The sequence below is a fragment of the Anoxynatronum buryatiense genome, from assembly GCF_900182905.1.
Lineage (GTDB): Bacteria > Bacillota > Clostridia > Peptostreptococcales > Tindalliaceae > Anoxynatronum > Anoxynatronum buryatiense.
Genome location: NZ_FXUF01000002.1, coordinates 161,577 through 183,271, shown reverse-complemented (window position 1 = coordinate 183,271; position 21,695 = coordinate 161,577). Strand labels below are relative to the sequence as shown.

Below are 21,695 nucleotides of genomic sequence, written 5' to 3'. Positions count from 1 at the left end.
GTTACTTTTATTAAAACCGGCTGCCGCAGTGAACTTCTGTACTGCGCAGCCGGTTTTTTATATGTTGAGAGACTTGTCACCACCGTCGTTTCCCATGCTATAATGAGAAAGTAACCATCGACTGCGGTGCTGCTTTAAAGATATTATCCCTCAGATTCCGGAGGTGTTACATTGGTCTTCAACAGAAAGCATATCGAAAACCTCATTTTAGTCACTGTCCTGACCACCTTTTCAGGCCAAATTTATCTGAGTCCCACCGGCGGCACTTTCCGTCTTTCCATGGCGGTGGCAGTGCTGACAGTTGCATTGATCCATTTTCGAAAACTGCCGGTGATGCTGGTATGTGGCACCGTTGCCGTTACCATCCCCCTTTTTCGAAGTGTGGTAGACTATTTTTCAGTGCTGGATGCAGATTTTGGTGACATTTTCCGCTCTTATCTTCCCGTGGTCTCGTTTTATATCTCTTACGGATTCCTGTTTTTATTGCTTTCCATTCGGGAAAAACTCAGTCACCCGCTCTCCTTCATTCTGTCTCTCTGGCTCTGTGACAGTTTTTCCAATATACTGGAGTTCTCTCTGCGCCAGCTGATTTCGCCTGCCAATATTGTCTCCGATGTGTTGATCCAAATCATCTTAATGGGGCTGGCACGATCTGTACTGACCTATTTTCTCTACAATACCACGCTTTATTATATCGAACGGTATGACCGGAGCTATCAGGAAAATCGCTATCGTGAAATGATCATGTTTATTTCCAGTTTAAAATCCGAACTCTTTTTTCTTCAAAAATCCATCGTAGATATTGAAAATACAATGAAAGACAGTTATGATCTATACCGGCACCTGGAGTCAGGTCCCCAAAAGGAACAGGTGCTGTCCATCGCCAAGAACATTCACGAAATTAAAAAGGACTATTATCGGGTGGCCAGCGGACTGGAGAAGGTGCTTTCAGCAGAAGAAGATCGTTCCAGCCTGAGCAGCCGGGAAATTTTCGATCTGATACGGGAAAATTATCAAAAACTGAGCACCAACAGGCAGCTACATATTCATTTTGAGTTTCACTGTCGAACGCCATTTGTCACAGCCGAATACTATCCCCTGATTTCAGTGCTTAACAACCTGATCATCAATGCAGTGGAGGCCATCCAGCAGTATGGACGCATCGTGGTGGAAGGCCGTCTGGAGGGCAGCATTTACAGATTCAGCGTCACTGATAATGGTCAGGGAATTCGCCCTGAAGACCTTGAGCTTCTTTTCATCCCCGGTTACTCCACCAAATACGATACCGTTACCGGCCGCATGTCGACAGGCATCGGTCTGTGCCACGCCCAGGAGATTGTAGAAAATCACTTCGGAGGCAACATCCATGCAGAAAGTGATCCCGAACTGGGGAGAACTACTTTCTGCGTGATGATTCCCTTTGACCGTCTACAGGAGGTGTTCATCCCATGACAACCCATTTCTACATCGCCGACGACGACCGGGGCATTCGCACGATTCTGAAAAGTATTATTGAGCATCATCACCTTGGTACTGTCACCGGTCTTGCCGATAATGGAAAAACAGCCATTGACGAAATCATCCATCATCAGCCCGATATTGTGTTAATCGATCTGCTGATGCCTCAGGTTGACGGGATTGGAGTGGTGACTTCTCTGAAAAAACTGGGTTTCTCCGGGTCTTTCATTATGATTTCTCAGGTTGACTCAAAAGAAATGATCTCCGGTGCTTATCAGCAGGGGATTGAGTTTTTTATCAGCAAACCCCTGAATGTGGTGGAAGTTATCGCCGTCATTCAAAATGTCATGGAAAAACATCGTCTGACAAAAATGCTTCATTCTTTTGAATCTGCCATTCAACATGTGCGTCAAGCCAGACCGGAGACTGCTAGTTTTCCTCTGCAAGAGGGGTTCGAGAAATCTTTGCCGGCTGATGAGCGGGGAAACATTCGCCGTATCCTGGCAAACCTTGGGATCTTGGGAGAAGCCGGATGCCAGGATTTAATTGAAATTGTATACTGGATGAATCAGTCCGACGATGCCACTTCGACTTCAGGCCATCATTCCTATCGTCTTGCCGATGCCTACCACATGCTGCAGCAGTTTTACGCAGAGCGGCAGGGCACTCGCACAAACCCGGGAGCCATTGAACAACGGGTACGCCGGGCCATAAAAAGCGCGCTGAAAAACCTGGCGAATCTGGGGATTGATAATTATGACGACGATATTTTTATTCGTTACTCCACCATTTTATTTGAATTTGGTGAAGTGCGTCGGGAAATGGACCATGAAAAAGGTAAAAGCCCCTACGGCGGCAAAATCAGTGTGAAGAAGTTTGTTGAAGGGATACAGATATTACTGGCCGAACAGCATTAAAGTCTGCTTTCTCTGTTTGATACGCGTGGCTTCATTGTGGGTCACATTAATTTATCTTATGGTATGCGCCACTGAATATTCATCAAATTCACAACTCTTTTGTCGGATTACGTCCCTTTCTGTCCGTTTTTGTCGGGCAAAGGTTATCATGATACTGTCAATAGCTATTATTCATGGAATTGTGAAAAGGAGGAATTCGATTGAAAGGCAAAATGAGTCTTACTACAAAAATCATGATGGGTTTGGTGGCCGGTCTGGTGGCCGGGATTGTGCTGCAAGGGTCCCCCGATTTTGTGAATACCTTTATTGCTCCATTGGGACGTCTTTTCCTGAACCTGATCATGATGATCATTGTTCCCCTGGTCTTCTCTTCGCTGATTGTGGGTGCCGCCAGTGTGGGTGATGTGAAAACCCTTGGCCGCATGGGAGGTAAAACCCTTGGCTACTACCTTATCACCACTGCCGTGGCCATTACCATCGGACTTTCACTGGGGGCCATCTTGCAACCTGGCGCAGGCCTGTCAATTCCGGTGGATGCCGAAGTGGCCGTGAACGAAGCCCCTGCACTAACAGACACACTCCTCAACATCATTCCCCGCAATCCCATCAACGCCATGGCTCAGGGAAATATGCTTCAGATCATTGTCTTCGCCCTCTTCCTTGGTGTTGCTTTTAACGCCATCCCCAAAGAGAAAGGTCAGGTATTCATCGACTTTTTTGACGGGCTGGCTGAAATCATGTACAAAGTCACCTCCTATGTCATGGCCTATGCTCCCATTGGTGTTTTCGGCCTGATCACTCCGGTAGTGGTCAACCATGGGCTTTCTGTTCTGATGCCATTGGCAAAGGTAATTGCCGCCGTTTACATTGGCTGTATTCTTCATGCTGTGATTGTGTACAGTGGTGCTGTCAAAATTTTTGCCAATATGAGCCCCCTGCGTTTCTTCAAAGGGATTATGCCTGCAGCCATCACTGCCTTCAGTACCACCAGCAGCGCCGGCACATTACCGGTAACCATCAAATCTGTCCGGGAAAACCTGGGTGTTTCTCAGAAAGTCGCCAGCTTTGTTCTTCCCCTGGGTGCCACCATTAATATGGACGGAACAGCTCTTTACCAGGGTGTCAGCGTGCTGTTCATTGCACAGGTATACGGCATCGAGCTTTCAATGGCACAGATGGGCACCATTGTCGTCACGGCCACTTTGGCTTCCATTGGAACTGCAGGAGTTCCGGGTGCCGGAATGATTATGCTCTCTTTGGTACTGACAGCCATCGGCCTGCCATTGGATGGCGTTGCTCTGGTGGCCGGTATTGACCGAATTTTGGATATGGCCCGCACATCTGTCAATGTGATTGGCGACGGTTCAGCTGCCGTAGTGGTTGCCGCCACTGAAAATGAACTGGATCTTGTCTCTGAAGCCTAGTTTACCATCATCCCCATTAAGCCATGAGGTGACGTCATGCAGTTAAACAAGGAAAAAATCATCGGAATTCTTGGAGGAATGGGACCGGAAGCCACCTGGGATCTTTTCGGACGCATCACCAGGGCTACGCCGGCAAAAAATGATTCCCAGCATCTCCGCATTATTATCGACTCAAACCCCAAAATTCCCGATCGTACCAAAGCCATTCTGGGTGAAGGCCCAAGCCCGATCGATGCAATGATTGCCACGGGTAAAAATCTGGAACGGGCCGGGGCTGATTTAATCCTGATTCCCTGCATGACTGCCCATTATTTCATTGAACAGGTACAACTTTCTCTGTCAATACCGGTGGTGAATGGATTTCATTTAATGCAACGCTACCTTGATAATCAGGGAATTGCCTACACAAAAGTGGCGGTAATTGCCACCACCGGCAGCCTTCAATCGAAAATTTACCCGCACTATCTGGGGGCAGACCGGTTGATTTACCCGGATGAATATGTACAGCAACATGAAGTGATGGACCTGATCTACGGCCCCTCCGGCATTAAAGCCGGACACGTGTCAGGGCCGGTTATCACCCGGCTTAACCGGCTGATTGCCTGCTTTGAATCATTGGGTGCTGATGCCGTCATCGCCGGTTGCACCGAAATCGGCCTTGTTTTAAAAGGGCATCCCATGCCTTTGCCGGTCATTGATCCACTGGATCTAATGGCACAGGAAGCTGTTATGCTGGCACTGTCTTCAGTCTAAATCAAAACACCTTCCACCAACTCAGGCTGTTCAAGCCCTTGTCTGGTGGAAGGTGTTTTTTTAATGATTACATCTATTTATGTTGTGCGCCAGTCGCCATATTCCATATACGCCATGGTTTTCTTCATCACTTCCTGCCCATAAAATTTGGATACCAGGTGCAGGCTCAGATCAATTCCCGCTGAAATACCGCCGGATGTCATCACCCGGCCATTGTCCGTCCATCGTTTTTCCGGCATCACCAGCGCGCGGGGTGCTGTTTGCTGCAGCAAATCAAGCACTTCATGATGAGTCGTTGCTTCAAGACCGTCCAGAAGCCCCAGCTTACCCAGCAGTACTGCCCCTGAGCAGACTGACATGGTGATTTTGGCCTGATGATTCACCCGGGAGATCCATTGAAGCACTTTCTCTTTTTTTATTTCAGAACGGGTTCCCACGCCGCCTGGAATCACCAGAATATCAATGGGAGGATGATTGTCAAAACTATAGTCAGTCACGACCCGAAGTCCATGAATGGTTTGGATGGGCCGCCCATCCTGGCTGACAGTCAGAACCTGAAACAAACCAAAATGGTTCAACTCCGATGTCACCGAGAAAACTTCGCAGGGCCCTGCAAAATCCAGAAGCTCCACCTTATCGAAAAGATAAATGCCAACACGCAGCACTTCTGCCCGTTGGGCTTTTTTTGCAGCGGTCATTGCCATCACTTCCTTCCCTGTTTATGCCACAACTGTTGGTATCTGGCTGAACTGGGCTTCGTAAAGCCGGGCATACATTCCCTGCTGCTTCATCAATGTCTCATGAGTCCCTTCTTCCACGATGCCTTCATCTGTCAGCACCATGATCCGGTCTGCGTTCTTGATGGTAGCAAGCCGGTGAGCTATCACCAGTGTGGTTCGCTGTTTGGATAATGCCGCCAGTGACTGCTGGATCAGTTTTTCCGTTTCATTATCCAGGGCAGAGGTGGCCTCATCAAGAATAAGGATCGGTGGATTTTTCAAAAACATGCGGGCAATGGATAACCGTTGTTTCTGCCCGCCTGACAGCATGACACCCCGTTCACCGATATAAGTATCATACCCTTTTTCAAGGCCCGTAATAAACTCATGGGCATTGGCCAGACGCGCCGCCATGATAATGTCATCTTCAGAAGCATTCAGGTTGGCATAGGCAATATTCTCACGCACCGTTCCCGAAAACAGGAATACATCCTGCTGCACAATTCCAATATTCCTTCGCAGCGAAGCCTGCGTATAGCTTCGAATATCTCGCTGATCAATGGTGATGGCCCCTGTTTCCACTTCATAGAATCGGGGAATCAGGTGGCAGAGAGTGGTTTTTCCACCACCGGAAGGCCCTACCAACGCCACCGTTTCACCCGGGCTGACACGAAAGCTGATATGATTCAGCACATGTTCCCGATTATTGTAGCTGAATGTCACATCGTGAAATTCAATTTCACCCGCCGCTTCAGTCATTTCCATCGCATCAGGATCATCTTTTATATCAGGCTCCAGCTCCAGCGTCTCCACAAACCGGTGAAAACCAGCCATCCCCTTTTGATAGTTCTCCACCAGAATTGTCAGCTTTCGCATGGGTTGCAGAAACATGGAAACGTATAGCAAAAATCCCACCATTTCGCCCAAGGTCATGGTTCCCTGGTAGATAAAAAGCCCTCCGAAGGTGATCACCAGGAGATTGATGGCGTTGGTGAAAAAGTTGACACCTGCAAAAAACTCCGCCATCACTTTCAGTGCTTTTTCTTTGGAGAGTCTGAAGCCATCGTTACCTTCCTTGAACTTTTCTTCTTCATAGGCTTCATTGGTAAAAGACTTCACCACCCGCACGCCGGATATGCTGTCTTCCACCTGGGCATTGATATCCGCCAGCTTGCGCCGCATGTTCCGAAATGCTTCCTGCATGCGCTTATTCTTAAGAATGGTGAAGGTCATCACCACAGGAATCAGCATAAAGGTGATGAGTGTTAACTGCCAGTGGATTGAAAGCATGATGAGGAAAGAGCCTGTCAGGGTCACCAGCGCAATGAACAGGTCCTCTGGCCCGTGGTGCGCCAGTTCGGAAATTTCATTCAGATCATTTACCAGCCGGGACATGACATGACCTGTACGCGTGTTATCAAAATAGTTGAAAGAAAGCTTCTGTAAATGCTGAAACAGATCTTTTCGCATATGGTACTCCATGCGAATGCCCAGCACATGTCCCCAGTAATCAACAATGTACTGCAACAGACTTCTAATAATGAAAAAGATCAGCAGCCCCCCTGAAATCATAAAAATCAGGTTTAAGTTGCGGCTGGGAATCACCTCGTCAATCATCAACCGCACGACAAAGGGAAAAACCAGATCCATAAGAGCCGTGATCAGGGCACAACCAAAATCAAGGGTAAATAAGGGTAAATGTGGCCGATAATAGCGGATGAACTTGCGCATCATCGTTTGTCACCTTCCTTTTCAAATCCTCAACCTGACTGCAATCAGCCCCTGTTGAAGGCATAGTCGACCGGATTGATTGTACCACAATTTCATCAACAGAGCAATTGGCCGTCATTGTTGTCCGCAAAAACACGCGCTGTTTCTCAACCACAAACAGTCTGTTCAGAAGCACCCCAGAGAAAATGCGATGCAGACAAAAACCGCCGGCAACCCGGCGGTTTTTGTCTGTATATGCCTGCAGGCTTATCGATGATGCAGTGCCTTCGCACCAATAAAGGCAAGTCCCTTTTCAGTGAGTGCTCTGGCTGTCCGGTTCACTGCTTCGTGTTTATCAAGGTAATTCTGCTCCAGGTTCTTCATATCGCCTGATTCGAGTATTTCAGCTTTATCTCTGAAATAATGGAGAATGCTGGAGGGTGATTCTCTGGTTTCTTCCACTTCTGGGTCTCCGCCCTCGTGTTTTGCCGCAATGTTGGGAACAGTTCTGGCCAGTTCAAGCAGTTCCTCTCTTCGATTGTATGGTTGCCTCACAATGGCCTGATAGGTTTCAGTAATGTGATGTTCAATGCGCACATTGTTTTCCAGGTCCAGCTGCTGTCGAATCAAACTGCTTAGTTCAATTGTCCGGTTATCTACTGAATTACTCAGATTGAAACCAACCAGCGGTGTTGATCCATCTTCTCTGGAGAAAAGCTTTGCCATGAGAAGCGTCCAAAGCACGGAATAGGGATTGTCATTTCCCATAAAAACAGATATCTTAAAGGAAATATCAATGCCCATTTTATGAAGCATATAGGCGATGAACACTGTTCCCGGGTTTATGTTCAGCACCTGTTCAATTCCGTATCGGGTATAATAGTAAAGCAGTTCATCGATCCACTGAATCGGGTGTTCATTGGGCTGTCCGATGCCGCCGAAATACCCGGTGATGGTTTCCGGACCACCCAGATGCACATTGGAACCATCTGTTCCCTTTGTGTCCATGGTTTCCACATAACTGGCACCCACAATCTGCATGGCTGCGGCAATGGCCAGCGTGTCTCCGTGATCCTGCTCCTGTTCTTTCATTTTTCGCACTCTGATGAAGCGTCCCGGCATGATCTCCTGTTGCTCAATGGCCTGTTTTGCCTCTGTCATCAACCATGGGAAGTATTGGAGCGCACTGATTTCCAGCGTGACTGCCTTTGCTTCGTCAAATCCGGAAACCGGCAGTTGGTCTCCCATCACTTTTTGCCTGTAATCGCTGATTCCAATGAAAGCTTGTCTGTCCCTTTCTCCCATGAGCCATTCCAAGTCTTTCAGATAGGGTGAGTCCATTCGTTCCAGTCTTCCCAAAAGGCTGGAAAGCTGCCGGGCTTCCCGGGCTTGTCGGTTGATTTCTTCAGGAGTACCGTACTTTCCCACAATACGGGTGATCTCACTGATCAGGGGATTATTTCGATCCATGAGAAAATCATTGATCTCATCCAGTCTTAATGGATCAATTTTGAGTTTATCACGATACATGACCATTCCTCCATATTCTCACCTTCGTTTAGAAACCACCAACAGCCTCTGTCACCCCCTTTATCCATTTCTTGAGCACCATGTTTTCAACACCATTTTGAAGCCTTGTTGTTTTATTGTAATCCTTTGGTTTGATTGTACCCTACCGCGCAGATGAATTCAATTTATTTGTTATATTTTGTCAATTCTGCACATGGAACTTTTTTGCCTTCGTGCCGTCTATGTTATCAAAGACTGTTACGGCAAGTACTCCGTTTCAATGTCTCAAGTCGACCCATTTTGTACCGGCTCTGTTTCAATTCTTAACGTATCCACAAATATAGTCAGAAGAAGAGGGGAATCGTTATGTCGACAAGAACAAAGAATGCATTTTGGCAACGCAACCGCAACGTGGTCCTGGTCATGATGATGATTGTACTCGTGACTGGGATGGCCGGATGTTCCCGTTCACCGGAATATGCCACCAGCGACAGCGGCTGGGATGGCAGCGCTGTCAGTGAAAGTCGCTCTCCTGATGCCATGCCTGCTGCTGAAGCGCCTGCGGAAGCATCCGGTGGCGGCGTCGATCTCAGCACAGTCAACCAAAGCCAGCATAAGATCATTTATTCAGGCGAAGTCAGCATGGAAACACTTGACTTTGATGACGCAGTGGCAGAGATTCAGGCCTATGTCAGCCGACTGGGAGGCTATGCAGAGTCTTCTTATGTGGAAGGGCGCCGCATCGGCCAGACCGCGAACACATCCAGACGGAATGCCTCTTTTACTTTTCGTATCCCACAACAGCGTTTTGAAGGTTTTACTGAAGGGTTAAAGGAGTTTGGCAATGTGCTGTCAGCCAGCAGTCATGGTGAAAACATCACCGAGCAGTACTTCGACACTGAAGCACGCCTCACCAGTCTGCGCATTCAGGAGGAACGCATGCTTGGATTACTGGAACGCGCTGAAAGCATGGAGGATATTTTGCGTATCGAATCAGAATTAACTCATCTTCGTTACCAGATTGAAAGTTTCACCGGCTCACTTCAAAAATGGGATAACCTGGTACAGTTTGCCACCATGCGGGTGGATCTGAGGGAAGTATCTGAAATGACTCCCGACCCGGATAGCCGCCATTGGGGCACCGAAATAAGCGAGGCTTTTAAAGATTCTGTCATTGCTGTTATCAGAACCCTTCAGAACTCGGTGGTGGTGTTTATTATGTTTATTCCTGTCGCCATCGTTCTACTGCCGCTGATTTTCCTGGCACGTTTTGTCTACCGTTTGATTCGCAGAAGGATTTCTCAACGCAAGAAAGATCCCTCCTGATCAGTCATCTCAAAAAAAGACACTGCCCGTTGTTGAGCAGTGTCTTTTTCATTTAGAAGCAGACCAGGAGTCCGCCAGTGCCTGCATGGGTACCAATCACCGGGCCCATGGTGGTGAGGATTATTTCCGCCGGCTTAAAGCGTTGCATAATCTCTTCCTTTAAAGCCAGGGCATCTTCCAGACAATCACAATGGGTGATCCCCACGATCCGGTTGGAGTAGTCGACACCCTTTTTCTCCATTTCATCCAGCAACATACGTATTCCTTTTTTCTTTCCCCGCAGGGTTTTCAAAATTTTGACGTACCCTTCTTCCACATGAACTACCGGTTTTAAATTTAGCAGGTTAGCCACAATTTCCTTAGGTTTGCTCACACGGCCACCTTTAACGGCATTTTCAAGGGTTTCCAGATACACCACCACCCGCATCTGCTCCCTGTATTCAGCCAATCTCTCCAGAATTGCCTGCTTGCCAAGACCTTCCTTCACTAATTCGCAGGCTTTCAATACTTGCAAGCCCACACCCAGCGAACCGCTCAGGCTGTCGAAAATGCTGATTTCTCCTTCCACATCATTTCGCGCCATGAGTGCACCTTCCATGGTACCGCTGAGGCGGGAAGAGAGATGGATACTGAGGATTTCAGAATGACGCTTAAGCCCTTCCCGAAATACATCAATAAAAGACTGGGGGGATGGCTGAGATGTTTTGGGCAGGGTTGGTGAAGCCGCCATCTTTTCGAAAAATTGATGGTGGGTCAGATTAACGCCATCCGTGAATTCTTCACCATTAATTTCAATCTGCAATGGCACAATCAGTATTTTCAGGCGGTCAATAATTTCCTGCGGCAAGTCGCAGGAGCTGTCGGTAATAATTTGCACGGGTTTTCCTCCTTTACTGGCCGATGATTTCATCTCGGCAGTTTCTTCGGTCATGATCCATCATTCTTCCTGCATCATTTGACGTTGAAAGACTTGTTGTATTTGCTGAAAATCAAGAAAACGTGCACTGCGAAATATTTCTTTTCCTTCCACAAACATCAACACCGCAGGTATTGAAAAAACAAGATACTGACCTGCAATATCCGGGGTCTTTTGGGCAGAAGCCTCAACTCCCGCCCACAGTGGATACGACTTCATCATTGTCTGTATCCTGGGTTTGGTTGACCGGCAAACAGCACAATCGGCATCTCCTATATAAAGCAATACCCTTTTTTCTGTCTGCAGAACAGTCTCCAATGATTCCATGGTATGTATTTCGGTTAACGACATTTACTGCCGCCTTCTTTCTGTCTTGATACCGCAGAGCGTCCTGCCACATAGCCGGAGGAAAAAGCAAACTGGAGATTAAAGCCTCCCGTCATGCCATCCACATCCTGGACTTCTCCCACAAGGAACAACCCGGGAACTATCAGGGATTCCATGGTGCTGCTGCGAATTTCGTCTGTTGAAACACCGCCAGTTGTTACCATCGCCGTTTCCACATCGCCCAAGACTTCCACTTCCAGCGGCATCCGGGTCATCCATTTGACCAGCATCTTCCGCTGATCTTTGGTGACAGATGCGCACACCTGGTCATCGTTGATTCCGGCCATTCTCATCACACTGTCTATTACCCGTCGGGGCACTGGTTCCTTGTACAGCAATGTCTTGACTTTTTTCTTGCCCACTGATTGCAACTCCCGAAGCATTCTGCTACTGAAAGCCTCTTCTTTTTCAGGTGTTGCCAGATTGACCGTGAGCAGGTCTCCCAGCTTGAAATAACGGGAATAATTGAGGATCACCGGTCCACTGACACCCTGATGAGTAAACAGCAGATCACCTGTATAGGTTCCTGCTTTTCGTCCCCCACTCCAATGAGATATGGTGATTTCCTGGAGGGAAACTCCCGACAAATCTTCCAACTTCCAATGTTTAACAGTCAGTCCTGTTAAAGCCGGCCTGGGGGTAACAATCCTGTGGCCCAAGTCTGCCGCCAACCGATACCCGTCACCGGCAGTACCCAGCGAGGGATAGGTGAAGCCGCCTGTTGACAGGATGACAGTGTTGGCCTTGTTCACCTCTTCACCACACGTTACCTGAAAGCCCTCTTTAAAGGTCTCCAGTTTTTTCACAGGGCTGCGACAGTTCATCACCACCTTCAGCTCTTTCATTTCTTTCAGCAGGACTTCCAAAATTTCTGTGGCTCTCCTGCTGGCAGGGAACACCTTGCCATTCTCCAGCACTTCAAGGCGAACACCTCTTTGAGAAAACCACTGCATTAAACTTTCGGGCGAAAATTGGCGAATGCATTTGCCGGCATAAGCCGCTTTTTCATGGTAATGAACCAAAAATGATTTCATGGGCATCTGATGAGTCAGGTTGCATTGGCCGCCGCCGGTTGCCAGCAACTTTCTTCCAGGTTGATCATTTTTTTCCAGCACCAACACCCGACACCCCTGGGCCGCCGCAGTGATCGCTGCCATCAACCCGCCAGGGCCGGCGCCAATGACAATCACATCCCAGTGTGTTACAGTCGTTGTTATCACACTGAATCGCCCGCCAGTTCATTGATGGATGCCTGGATGGTCTCCATTTTATCCGTCAGTACACGCAGGGCCTCTTTCTGTTCCTGAGAAGTGACAGTATTATTTTTCATCAAATCAAAAATACCCTTGAAAATGGTTGAGAAGTGCTGTGTCTGCTCATTGATGTTTTTTGCATAAGATCCCGTTTGCTCTGCCAGTCCTTTCACTTCCCCTGCGACAACGGCAAACCCTCTGCCAAGCTCACCGGCCCGGGCCGCCTCTATGGCAGCGTTCAATGACAGCAGATTGGTTTTTTTGGCAATTTGCTCAACAAATTTTAGGTCATTGCCAATGGTTTCCAACACTTCTTCCGCCTGGTGGACCGTTTCAACTGCATGGCTATTGACCTCTGCCAGTGTTTCTGAGCCGGCCAGCAGTTCCTGAGAAGTTGCCGCAAGATCGCTCATGCTTCGATTGACCTGAGTTGCTGTGTGAAGGATGCGTTGGTTCACCAGATGCTGTTCATACATCATATCCACCATGGCTGCAACAATGTTGAAAAAGGGCATGACCTCATCAGGTTCACCCGTGATGGCGAGGGCTGCCACCACTTCACCCTCATGCTGCACCACACCGGCGACACCGGCCCTGACATCGAGTCCCTTCTCTTTGGCAGCCTTCTCATCAGCATTGGTGACAACCTGTTTTTCAATAATCCTCTCCCGGATCATGACTTGCGCCCGGGGGTGAATGTTACCCTCCCGGCTGGAAACGGTTGCCGCGATTATTTCACCTTCATCCCCACATAATATCATGGGGTAGGGGACAATTCCCCGGCACTTCTCTACGATCTTATGTGCCACCGTTCTGTCAAGCATGCTGTCGCCTCCTTTAGTCCAGATTGCTGCGCCATTCCTTTAATGTTAAGGTGCGGCTGCCCTTTACAATTGCCGGATCTTGAGAAGCCATGGCCATGGCTTCTTCATATGAATCTGCTTTGTAAAGCACCAGCCCTCCGCTGTGATCGGTGAAAGGCCCCTTAGCAAAGATACTGCCTGCGTCAATCAGTTGCTGTAAGTATGCCTTGTGTTCATCAAGAAGCATTTCATCCATTGGACCATCCACCATATTCAGTATGGCTGCATATAAAATCATCCGTCTGCTCCTTTCCATTGGTAATATTTTACTAAACGCAAACCACTTTTCAAGAATTTCGTTAAAGCAGCTTCTTTTCTGCAATCAACTGCCCATTGTAGTAAAAGAGAACCTGATCTGCCAACCACCCCAGCTTCAGTTCTGCTTTCACCGGCACTCCCTGATGAGGGCCTTGTTTGATCTCAGCATGGTATGTTTGATCCACTTTGTGCTGCATCAGTTTTCCGCCGGTCATGTCACGAATTTCGCCGTCCACCAAAAAGCTCACCGACCCCAGTGAACGGTGCAATTCAAAGACATGCCCCTGGTAAGTGGCTTTCACTTTCACGGCTGCACCTCCCTTAGATGAAATGATCGCACCGCTTTTAATTAATATGGAGAGTCGTCAGGCATTTCCAATTCTTTTGTTCTATTTATTATATGCGGAATCATGACAGTTGTCGATAGAAAAGCAAAAAAGCCCCGGCAGACAGAAATCCGGGGCTTTCATCATTATCATTGAACTGCAGCAGCATCTGGCATCGCCATCAAGTCACTGGAATTTTTTTGGTGCAATTATCCCGCACATCTTGTCTCTTCAGTATCTGCCAGGTTCGTCTGATCATTCTTGATCTTCTCTATTCGAAAGAGTCTTTGCTGATTTGTTCGAACCTGATCTTCCATTCTTTTCATACTGTTTTCCAGCCAGCTCATTTTCAAACCTGCTTCCCGAATGATCTCAGTTACCGTACCCATTTCTTCTCCCATGGTATGGGAAAGCTGAAAAAGGCGGGAAAACTGTGTATCGATTCCCTTCACCAGCGTGGTGGCCGCTTCGACTTCCTGGCGGCCTTTCGTCACCTGCTGCCGGGTCAGGTTAGACTCCATCAGCGTGCTTTCCATATAAGATTCGATTTGCTTGACTGCCGCGTCCACCTGCTCTGACAACTGACGGACTTCCAGCGCAACCACCTGAAATCCGGCACCGTGAACACCGGCTCTGGCCGCTTCAATGGAGGCATTCAGAGATAACAGGTTCGTCTGGGTTGCGATCCGCTTAATGCCTGCCACCAGGGGTGAAATCTGCTGCATCTGCTGCTGTAGAATCTCCACCTGATCCAACTGCCGTTGTACCACTTTTTCAATCAGGCGAATGTGTTTGAGCAAATCTTCCAATGTCTGCTGCCCTCCATGGGCAACTTCCTTCATCACGTGTCCTGTCTGTTCGTAGTGAATCATCGAGGTTGACATTTTTTGAACTGCGCGGGAAACCTGTGTCACTTCTCTTACATTTTCCCGAATGACGGTCATTTGATGGTCTGCTTCTTCGTGTTGAATTTGAGTTAGCAGATTAAAGAGAGTTTCCAGCGTTAAGATTCCGTGAATGCCTTTGTCATTCATGACCAGAATGGTTTCTCCAAAGTCGCTCTCAGTTTCTTCAATCATCAGCAACAGTTGCTCCAATGTTGTGCTATCATCCACCAGAAGCATCTGTCGCAGCATCACCCGTTCCACCGGTTTTTGCTGGTAAAGAAACGGCCCATAACGGGTGCTCAACATGGAAAAAAGACGCTCCCGCAACAAAATGCCCACTGGTTGCCGACCAACAGCCACCACCAGGCATTCCGTCGATTCATCATAAAGTGTTACCGCCTTTTCAACTTTGATGCCAGGCTCTATGACAAGGCACTGCTGACAATAATCCGCTACATGATGCTGAAGTAATTGTGACATGCTGACCCTCCCGGACTAAAGGTGGTGACACCGCTGATTCTGCAGAATAACCGCTGCACTAAACACCGTCCGTTCCACCCTTTTTCTACAGTTTAGCCGGAATGTCAGTAAAAAGGTTCATTAAGAGGTTAATAACTTGTTAATTTTGTGTTAAGTCGCAAGCAAAACAATCCACTTGTTTAAATGCTATTTGCTATTAAAACTTAAACCGGGCAACGGCTTCCTGCATCTCCTGAGCCAGTTTTGCCAGATCTTCACTGGTACCTGCGATTTCATCCATAGCTGCTGTTTGTTCTTCCACCGAGGCAGAAGCTTCTTCTGATCCGGCTGCATTTTCTTCTGAGATGGCTGAGAGACTTTCAATCGTGCTGACGATACTATCTTTCCTTTTTGCCATTTCAGTGCCCGAATCATTGAGTTTTTTTAGACTGATTTTCATCGACTCAACGGCATCAGAGATACCAACAAAGCGGGTATTGGTGTTCTCAACGCCAATGGTCTGCTCTTGCATTGTTCGGGACACCGTTTCCACAGCTTCAACAGCCGCTCCCACTTTTTCACCCAGTTCAGCGATCACCGCCGCAATTTCGTCGGTAAAGCGGTTGGACTGCTCTGCCAGTTTTCTGATTTCATCTGCAACCACGGCAAAACCCCTGCCGGCGTCTCCCGCCCGGGCCGCCTCGATAGCTGCATTTAGCGCCAACAAATTGGTTTGCTCGGCAATGCTTCGAATCATGCTGCTGGCAGCATCAATTTTTCCCGCACTTTCACTGGTTTCAGAAATAACGCGGTGCACATTCTGAATGGTTTCACGGCTCATGCCGGTTTTTTCCACCAAATCTGTCATTGTTTCGATTCCTTCATCTTTCAGCTGATCCACCATTTCTGCTGCCTGATTCATTTCTTTCATAAGCTCCTGTTCATCTTCAATGCTCTGACCCATCTGGTGAACGCTCTCCGCGCCCATTTCTGTTTCCTTTGCCTGATCCGATGCTCCCTGGGCAATTTCTTCAATGGTTTTGGCCACTTCCGATGCCGCTGTTGCCGCTTCCAAACTGGTGGATGTCAGCTCCTGCGAAGCTGCTGCCACTTGATTGGATTTGTCGTTGATATCCTGCACCAGCGTCACCAGATTCTTTTGCATGATTTTCATGGCTCGCAGCATATTGCCAATTTCATCCTGTTGGCGTTCATAGCGATTCAATTGATGGTTTTCATCAATGGAAAAATCGTAGGCAGCCATGCGATCAACAATTTTCTGAATTTCAATGATGGGACGGGCAAAAGATCCTCCCACCACAACAGCAAGAATGACACCGATGACAATCATTCCCAGCGCCACTGCCGCCAGCAGGGTTCTCATGGCCGCCACCCCTGCCATCAGTTCACTTTCTTCTGCCACCACTGCCAGAAACCAATCGGTTTCTGTTATGGGGTGATAACCGGCGTGGACATTCAGATTATTAAAAAAATACGAACCGGTCCCCGTCTGCTCTTCCAGTATTTGTGTAACAAGCCCTGCCAGCGGTGCCAAAGCAGGGTCTTGCTGAGCTGCCTCAATGGGATTATACTGGTCAATGACCAGTTCTTGCCGGGGATGACCAACGACGGTACCTGTCTGATTAATGATGTAAGCATATCCATTTTGCCCATATCCCATGTCCTGCACCAAATCTGAAAGAAAATTTCCATCTCCCACAGCCACCAGTGCTCCGACAATGCGGCCTCCGTATCTCAGAGGTACTGAGTACACCATGACCAAATTTCCCTGATCATCAGGATTCACACTCACGGTTGGTGTCATAATGGCCCGTTGCCCGTCCAGGGAGCGATGATAGTACTCTCGCTCCGATACATCAACAATACTGCCGCCGATCCCATAACTGTCGGATAAATAGAGATTCCCCGATAAATCAGTGACCCCAATTCGTATAAAATTACTGTTGGCAGCTTCCTGTTGCAACAGGCTCATTTTCACCCCCAAGTCTCCCTCGGGATTCGAAATCCTTTCCAGTTTCGTGAGACCTTCCAGGTATACAAACTGACTGTTAATGCGGGCGGTCGCCACATCGGCTCCTTCTGAAGCCAAAAGCAGTAACCCCCGGTTTGCTTCCTCCACCACTGCGTTGGTGGCTGTTGTGATGGAAATGAATGACAGTGCCCCTGCCAGTACCACCACCACCATCATAATGACCAATACCATTTTTGCCTTGATTGATTTCATCGCGCTCACTCCCCCTTGTCTAAATGACACCATTGACTGCGCTGCCAGACTGCAGTTCGATTTATGTGTATGCAGGCGGCATGGATTTCCATCGGTTTTTATATCTCTGTATAAAAAAACCTGCAGTCAGGATATCACTCTGATACCCCGCAGCTGCAGGCTTCTATCATTGACTTGGTCATTTTATGACAGACTCGTTGTTATTATCTGACAACTCCGCTTTCTTTGTGGCTTTTCATGGCTAACATCATCACTAAAGTCCAATGGAAATGTATTTGATTTCCAGGAAAGGCTCCATCCCGTGGTGCCCCCCTTCGCGACCGATGCCGCTCTCCTTGAACCCGCCGAAGGGTGCCTGGACGGTTGCCGGCCCGCCGTCATTCAGCCCCACCACGCCATACTGCAGTTTTTCGGAAACTCGAATTCCGCGGCTTAAAGACTGAGTATACACATAGGCGGCCAGCCCGTAACGGGAATCATTGGCCAGAAGCAACGCTTCTTCTTCCGTTTCAAAGCGTCGCAGCGGCAACACCGGTCCAAAGGTTTCTTCTTGCATTATCTTCATTTGGTCAGTTACATTGGTGAGCAAAGTCGGTTCGAAGAAGTAGCCGGCCTCCGGATGACCACCTTCATGACGGCCATTGCCACCGCAGAGCAGCCCTGCTCCCAGTTCTCTGGCATCCAATACATGATCCAACACTTTTTGATAGGCTTTGTGGTCGATGAGGGGACCCATGGTGACAGACTCATCAAGCCCATTGCCTGTCTGAATCTGTTTCAATGCGGTTCGCAACCGGGAAACAAAAGCATCATAGATGCCTTCCTGCACAAAGAACCGGTTCACAGCGACGCACATTTGACCGGCGTTGCGAATTTTGGCCTGAATCACCCCTGCCACTGCCTGTTCCAAATCAGCATCGTCGAAAACCAGATAAGGGGCATGACCACCCAGTTCAAGAGAGATTCTTTTCATCGTGTCTGCCGATTGCCTCATCAGCATTTTTCCCACTTCTGTCGAGCCGGTAAACGTGATTTTCCGCACACGGCTGTCTGCCATTAAGGTTTCACCGATGAGGGCTGCCGATCCTGTCACCAGGTTTACCACACCCCGGGGAATCCCCGCCTCATGGGCCAGTTCCACAATGGCAACGGCAGTCAGGGGTGTTTGACTGGCAGGTTTTAGAATAACCGGGCAGCCGGCTGCCAGTGCCGGTGCTATTTTTCGGGTGACCATGGACGCAGGAAAATTCCAGGGAGTAATGGCTGCCACAACTCCCACCGGCTGGCGCAACACCATGATCCGTTTCTTCTCACCGGAAGGAGGAATGATTTCCCCGGCAACGCGCACCGCTTCCTCAGAGTACCATTCCAGGAAACGACCGGCAGCCGCCACCTCACCCCGGGCTTCCGCCAGCGGTTTTCCCTGTTCCAGCGTCAGTGTTCTGGCAATGGATTCCTTATGTTCTCGCATCAAGTCAAACCATCGCCGCAGATATTCCGCCCGGCGGCGGGCGGGCAGTGCTGCCCATGTGTCAAATGCCTTTGAAGCCGCATCAACAGCCTGCATCACTTCTTCTCTGCCGGCGTTGGGAACCGTTCCCACCACTTCTCCACTGGCCGGATTTAACACCTGAATCACATCATCGTTAGCACGCTTCACCCATTCACCGTTAATGTACAATTTTTTTTCCTCCATGGGTACACCTCCGTTTAAAAAAGATGAAGCACTTTCGCTTCATCTCAGACTGTAGACAACATGCGGTGAAGACAAGGGATATGATGAAGCACTTTTGCTTCATGTTCATGATAATGAGTCTTATTATCTCTTTCGTACCCGTTTTCATCTTTCTAAAACACGTCGTGACGGCGAACCCATCGAAGCAAATCTTCGATCAGTGGTTCATCTGCCGGCGTCATGCCATAGGCTCCCATTTCTTCCAGCCCGACCCATGCCATGGCATCATGCTCCAGGAGCCGGGGTTCTCCCTCAACAATGTGGGCTTCAAAAGCCAGCAGCTGAACATGTCCCCAATCATATGCATAAGAAATTTCTGCAATGAAGCGACCCGCTTTCACCGTCAGATCCATCTCTTCCTTCAACTCACGTACCAGGCATTCTTCAGGTGTTTCTCCGATTTCAACTTTTCCTCCGGGAAACTCCCAGCAGCCTTCCATGACTTTCCCCGCAGGCCGCCGGGCTATCAGTACCTGGCGTTGTTTATTTGTGATAATGGCCACCGCCACCCGAGTCATATCTCTTCACCTCTGTTTCAGTCATTCAGATGATTACCCCTACATGCCTTCAATAATGTTGCTTGCCCATTTATTTGAAAACAGCCTTCTGAAGCCCACAATGGCTTTCGTCACTTCTTCAAGATGCACCAGTGCCACAACAACATAAATGGGCAGCTGCCAGTAGGTGGTGGCCAGAAAAGCCATGGGAACCCCCACCAGATACACACTTGAAATTTCCATCATCAGAGAGTAGGTGGTATCGCCGCCTCCCCGCAGGGTGCCGATCACCTGCAGTGCATTGCACATTTTGATGGTAAGAAAAAAGGCAAAAACAGCCATCACTTTTACCGCATCAGCCCTTACCTGTTCGTCAACATTGAAAAACCTGGCAATGGCAGGTGCTGTTACCAACAGAAAGACAGCAAGTACAATGCCAAAAAATATCGTCAGCAGGTTAAAATACCGGGAGTAACGAATGGCTTCTTCCCGCCGGTTTTCACCCAGCAGATTGCCGATCATCACCGCCGCCGCATGGCCAATACCCATGGCAGCCACAAAAAATAGTTTTTCCACCGTCTGGGATATTTGGACTGCTGCATACGCCTGAGTACCCATACGGGCATAGGCGGCCACATAGAGCGTCATGCCAATGGCCCACAGAAACTCATTGGCCATCACCGGAAAGGACTTTTGCAGGATGCGCCGGGCAAAGGCACGTGAAAACCGGAAGTATTGATGCCCTTTGGCACGCAGTGGGTGAAGGCTGGTGAAAATAGTTACGGTTAAAATAAGGCACTCCAGGCCGCGGGCCACCAACGTGGCCAAGGCCGCTCCCTTCACTCCCATGGCAGGAAATCCCAGCAACCCGAAAATAAGCACAGCGTTCAGTCCGGTGTTCACGCCAAGCGACAGAATGCTGGCCCGCATGGGAAGCCGGGCATCCCCCACTGATCTGGAGGCGCTTGACAAAGTGATGCTGACTGCGGTGGCCAGATAGCTCAAGCCCACAATGCGCAGGTATTCCACCCCCAGACGAATGGCCTCATCATCGTTGGAGAGGAGTCTCATGAACCATTCAGGAAAAAGAACGCTGATCACAGTAAACATCAGGCCACCCGCCACACTGAGGAGCAGGGCAACACCGAGGCTTTTATGAATATTTTCCAGATCACGTCTTCCCCAAAACTGGGCAACGAAAATTGCCCCACCGCTGTTAATGCCAAAAAGTAACAATGAAAAAACAAAAAACAGCTGGTTGGCCAGCCCCACAGCGGTAATGCTCACCGCATTGATTTGCCCAATCATGACCACATCCACCAGGTTCAGGGAGGACGTAATGACGTGCTGAATGGCAACGGGAATGCCAATGGCTGTCAGCACCCTGAAGAAGTGTTTGTCCTGCAGCATGGATCGAATCATGATCCAAACGCCTGCCAGCTGGTTCCCATGAGCTGAAACAGTGCCAATGTTTCCTGCACCGGCAATCCCATCACATTATAGTAGCACCCCTGTATTCCTTCGACGAAAAGGGCTGCGTGCTCCTGAATGGCGTAACCCCCTGCTTTGTCACTATAGTGGGCATGAGCAACATACCATTCCATCTCTTCTTCAGAGATGGTTCGGAAAGTCACATCTGTCACGGCAGTCAGACTCACCGAATGCCTGCCTACCGCCTGGGTCAGTGTTACCCCGGTAAGCACCTGATGTGTTTTACCTGAAAAGGCCCACATCATGTTCCGCAGATCCTGTTCATCCACCGGTTTGCCATATATGTGCTCTTCCAGTACCACGATGGTGTCTGCGCCCAGCACCAATCCCGTTTCCAGCTGATTGGCCACCGCCTGAGATTTGGCGCTGCTGAGACGCTGAACCAGCTCTTTGGGTGTCGCCTGGGGCATTTGCCGAAGCAGTTCACCTTCATCCACCTGACTGGTCTGCACCCGATAACGCAGCGTCAACATGTTGAGAATTTCTGACCGCCGGGGAGACCCCGACGCTAATATGAGTTCCATTGTCATCCGCCTTTCAGACTGATTCATTCGATATTTTT

20 protein-coding genes are annotated in these 21,695 nt (G+C 48.8%); 5 read left to right on the top strand and 15 right to left on the bottom strand.

Annotated elements, in window-relative coordinates; all coding sequences use genetic code 11:
* The first annotated feature begins 171 nt into the window (after nucleotides 1-171).
* From QOL74_RS03570 to cuyB, 4 genes are all read left to right on the top strand, one after another.
* Entirely contained in the window at nucleotides 172-1,452 is a 1,281-nt protein-coding gene (locus QOL74_RS03570; RefSeq protein ID WP_283408065.1) for an ATP-binding protein, read from the top strand.
* Nucleotides 1,449-2,375, top strand: a complete 927-nt coding sequence (locus tag QOL74_RS03565; RefSeq protein WP_283408064.1) for a DNA-binding domain-containing protein — start codon at nucleotides 1,449-1,451, stop codon at nucleotides 2,373-2,375. The genes QOL74_RS03570 and QOL74_RS03565 overlap by 4 nt, the downstream gene beginning before the upstream one ends.
* A gap of 200 nt (nucleotides 2,376-2,575) precedes the next feature.
* Nucleotides 2,576-3,799, top strand: coding sequence for a dicarboxylate/amino acid:cation symporter (locus QOL74_RS03560; protein ID WP_346771709.1), 1,224 nt, complete (start codon nucleotides 2,576-2,578; stop codon nucleotides 3,797-3,799).
* A gap of 36 nt (nucleotides 3,800-3,835) precedes the next feature.
* Nucleotides 3,836-4,552, top strand: a complete 717-nt coding sequence (gene cuyB, locus QOL74_RS03555) for a cysteate racemase (RefSeq protein ID WP_283408063.1) — start codon at nucleotides 3,836-3,838, stop codon at nucleotides 4,550-4,552.
* Between the two features lie 77 nt (nucleotides 4,553-4,629).
* On the opposite strand, the gene QOL74_RS03550 is transcribed toward cuyB, so the two are convergent.
* The 3 genes from QOL74_RS03550 to QOL74_RS03540 form a co-directional block, all read right to left on the bottom strand.
* Nucleotides 4,630-5,256: a DJ-1/PfpI family protein gene (locus tag QOL74_RS03550; RefSeq protein ID WP_283408062.1), complete on the bottom strand. Its 627-nt coding sequence runs from the start codon at nucleotides 5,254-5,256 to the stop codon at nucleotides 4,630-4,632.
* A gap of 15 nt (nucleotides 5,257-5,271) precedes the next feature.
* Nucleotides 5,272-7,005 (bottom strand): ABC transporter ATP-binding protein, encoded by a 1,734-nt coding sequence (locus QOL74_RS03545; RefSeq protein ID WP_283408061.1) that lies wholly within the window; start codon nucleotides 7,003-7,005, stop codon nucleotides 5,272-5,274.
* Nucleotides 7,006-7,248: 243 nt separating this feature from the next.
* Nucleotides 7,249-8,511, bottom strand: coding sequence for a hypothetical protein (locus QOL74_RS03540; protein WP_283408060.1), 1,263 nt, complete (start codon nucleotides 8,509-8,511; stop codon nucleotides 7,249-7,251).
* Between the two features lie 345 nt (nucleotides 8,512-8,856).
* Here QOL74_RS03540 and QOL74_RS03535 point away from each other — a divergent pair, with 345 nt between their 5' ends.
* Nucleotides 8,857-9,816, top strand: coding sequence for a DUF4349 domain-containing protein (locus QOL74_RS03535; RefSeq protein ID WP_283408059.1), 960 nt, complete (start codon nucleotides 8,857-8,859; stop codon nucleotides 9,814-9,816).
* Nucleotides 9,817-9,868: 52 nt separating this feature from the next.
* Here QOL74_RS03535 and QOL74_RS03530 read toward each other — a convergent pair whose 3' ends face one another.
* The 12 genes from QOL74_RS03530 to QOL74_RS03475 form a co-directional block, all read right to left on the bottom strand.
* On the bottom strand, nucleotides 9,869-10,693 hold the full coding sequence (locus QOL74_RS03530; protein ID WP_283408058.1) for a DegV family protein: 825 nt from the start codon (nucleotides 10,691-10,693) through the stop codon (nucleotides 9,869-9,871).
* 60 nt (nucleotides 10,694-10,753) lie between these two features.
* Nucleotides 10,754-11,083, bottom strand: coding sequence for a thioredoxin family protein (locus QOL74_RS03525; protein ID WP_283408057.1), 330 nt, complete (start codon nucleotides 11,081-11,083; stop codon nucleotides 10,754-10,756).
* Nucleotides 11,074-12,339, bottom strand: a complete 1,266-nt coding sequence (locus QOL74_RS03520; protein ID WP_283408056.1) for a BaiN/RdsA family NAD(P)/FAD-dependent oxidoreductase — start codon at nucleotides 12,337-12,339, stop codon at nucleotides 11,074-11,076. Before QOL74_RS03520 ends, QOL74_RS03525 begins: the two co-directional genes overlap by 10 nt.
* A complete protein-coding gene (locus tag QOL74_RS03515) occupies nucleotides 12,336-13,196 on the bottom strand; it encodes a methyl-accepting chemotaxis protein (RefSeq protein ID WP_283408055.1) in 861 nt (286 codons plus the stop codon). Before QOL74_RS03515 ends, QOL74_RS03520 begins: the two co-directional genes overlap by 4 nt.
* Nucleotides 13,197-13,209: 13 nt before the next feature.
* On the bottom strand, nucleotides 13,210-13,473 hold the full coding sequence (locus QOL74_RS03510; protein ID WP_283408054.1) for a YciI family protein: 264 nt from the start codon (nucleotides 13,471-13,473) through the stop codon (nucleotides 13,210-13,212).
* Nucleotides 13,474-13,534: 61 nt separating this feature from the next.
* A complete protein-coding gene (locus tag QOL74_RS03505) occupies nucleotides 13,535-13,801 on the bottom strand; it encodes a hypothetical protein (RefSeq protein ID WP_283408053.1) in 267 nt (88 codons plus the stop codon).
* Nucleotides 13,802-14,028: 227 nt separating this feature from the next.
* The gene (locus QOL74_RS03500; RefSeq protein WP_283408052.1) at nucleotides 14,029-15,186 is read right to left on the bottom strand and encodes a methyl-accepting chemotaxis protein; all 1,158 of its coding nucleotides are present in this window, start codon (nucleotides 15,184-15,186) and stop codon (nucleotides 14,029-14,031) included.
* Between the two features lie 196 nt (nucleotides 15,187-15,382).
* Nucleotides 15,383-17,410: a methyl-accepting chemotaxis protein gene (locus QOL74_RS03495; RefSeq protein WP_283408051.1), complete on the bottom strand. Its 2,028-nt coding sequence runs from the start codon at nucleotides 17,408-17,410 to the stop codon at nucleotides 15,383-15,385.
* A 253-nt stretch (nucleotides 17,411-17,663) separates the two neighbouring features.
* Nucleotides 17,664-19,106, bottom strand: coding sequence for an NAD-dependent succinate-semialdehyde dehydrogenase (locus QOL74_RS03490; protein WP_283408050.1), 1,443 nt, complete (start codon nucleotides 19,104-19,106; stop codon nucleotides 17,664-17,666).
* A 152-nt stretch (nucleotides 19,107-19,258) separates the two neighbouring features.
* A complete protein-coding gene (gene mutT / locus QOL74_RS03485; RefSeq protein WP_283408049.1) occupies nucleotides 19,259-19,663 on the bottom strand; it encodes an 8-oxo-dGTP diphosphatase MutT in 405 nt (134 codons plus the stop codon).
* Nucleotides 19,664-19,702: 39 nt separating this feature from the next.
* Nucleotides 19,703-21,064: an MATE family efflux transporter gene (locus QOL74_RS03480; protein ID WP_283408048.1), complete on the bottom strand. Its 1,362-nt coding sequence runs from the start codon at nucleotides 21,062-21,064 to the stop codon at nucleotides 19,703-19,705.
* The gene (locus QOL74_RS03475; protein ID WP_283408047.1) at nucleotides 21,061-21,657 is read right to left on the bottom strand and encodes a Maf family protein; all 597 of its coding nucleotides are present in this window, start codon (nucleotides 21,655-21,657) and stop codon (nucleotides 21,061-21,063) included. The genes QOL74_RS03480 and QOL74_RS03475 overlap by 4 nt, the downstream gene beginning before the upstream one ends.
* Nucleotides 21,658-21,695 lie beyond the last annotated feature (38 nt).

Bases quoted from the DNA above. Each gene is read 5' to 3' on its own strand.
- QOL74_RS03515 (WP_283408055.1), bottom strand. From the start codon at position 13,196: ATGCTTGACAGAACGGTGGCACATAAGATCGTAGAGAAGTGCCGGGGA.
- QOL74_RS03545 (WP_283408061.1), bottom strand. From the start codon at position 7,005: ATGATGCGCAAGTTCATCCGCTATTATCGGCCACATTTACCCTTATTT.
- mutT (WP_283408049.1), bottom strand. From the start codon at position 19,663: ATGACTCGGGTGGCGGTGGCCATTATCACAAATAAACAACGCCAGGTA.
- QOL74_RS03475 (WP_283408047.1), bottom strand. From the start codon at position 21,657: ATGGAACTCATATTAGCGTCGGGGTCTCCCCGGCGGTCAGAAATTCTC.
- QOL74_RS03500 (WP_283408052.1), bottom strand. From the start codon at position 15,186: ATGTCACAATTACTTCAGCATCATGTAGCGGATTATTGTCAGCAGTGC.
- QOL74_RS03510 (WP_283408054.1), bottom strand. From the start codon at position 13,473: ATGATTTTATATGCAGCCATACTGAATATGGTGGATGGTCCAATGGAT.
- QOL74_RS03540 (WP_283408060.1), bottom strand. From the start codon at position 8,511: ATGTATCGTGATAAACTCAAAATTGATCCATTAAGACTGGATGAGATC.
- QOL74_RS03480 (WP_283408048.1), bottom strand. From the start codon at position 21,064: ATGATTCGATCCATGCTGCAGGACAAACACTTCTTCAGGGTGCTGACA.
- QOL74_RS03550 (WP_283408062.1), bottom strand. From the start codon at position 5,256: ATGGCAATGACCGCTGCAAAAAAAGCCCAACGGGCAGAAGTGCTGCGT.
- QOL74_RS03495 (WP_283408051.1), bottom strand. From the start codon at position 17,410: ATGAAATCAATCAAGGCAAAAATGGTATTGGTCATTATGATGGTGGTG.
- QOL74_RS03525 (WP_283408057.1), bottom strand. From the start codon at position 11,083: ATGTCGTTAACCGAAATACATACCATGGAATCATTGGAGACTGTTCTG.
- QOL74_RS03535 (WP_283408059.1), top strand. From the start codon at position 8,857: ATGTCGACAAGAACAAAGAATGCATTTTGGCAACGCAACCGCAACGTG.
- QOL74_RS03565 (WP_283408064.1), top strand. From the start codon at position 1,449: ATGACAACCCATTTCTACATCGCCGACGACGACCGGGGCATTCGCACG.
- QOL74_RS03490 (WP_283408050.1), bottom strand. From the start codon at position 19,106: ATGGAGGAAAAAAAATTGTACATTAACGGTGAATGGGTGAAGCGTGCT.
- cuyB (WP_283408063.1), top strand. From the start codon at position 3,836: ATGCAGTTAAACAAGGAAAAAATCATCGGAATTCTTGGAGGAATGGGA.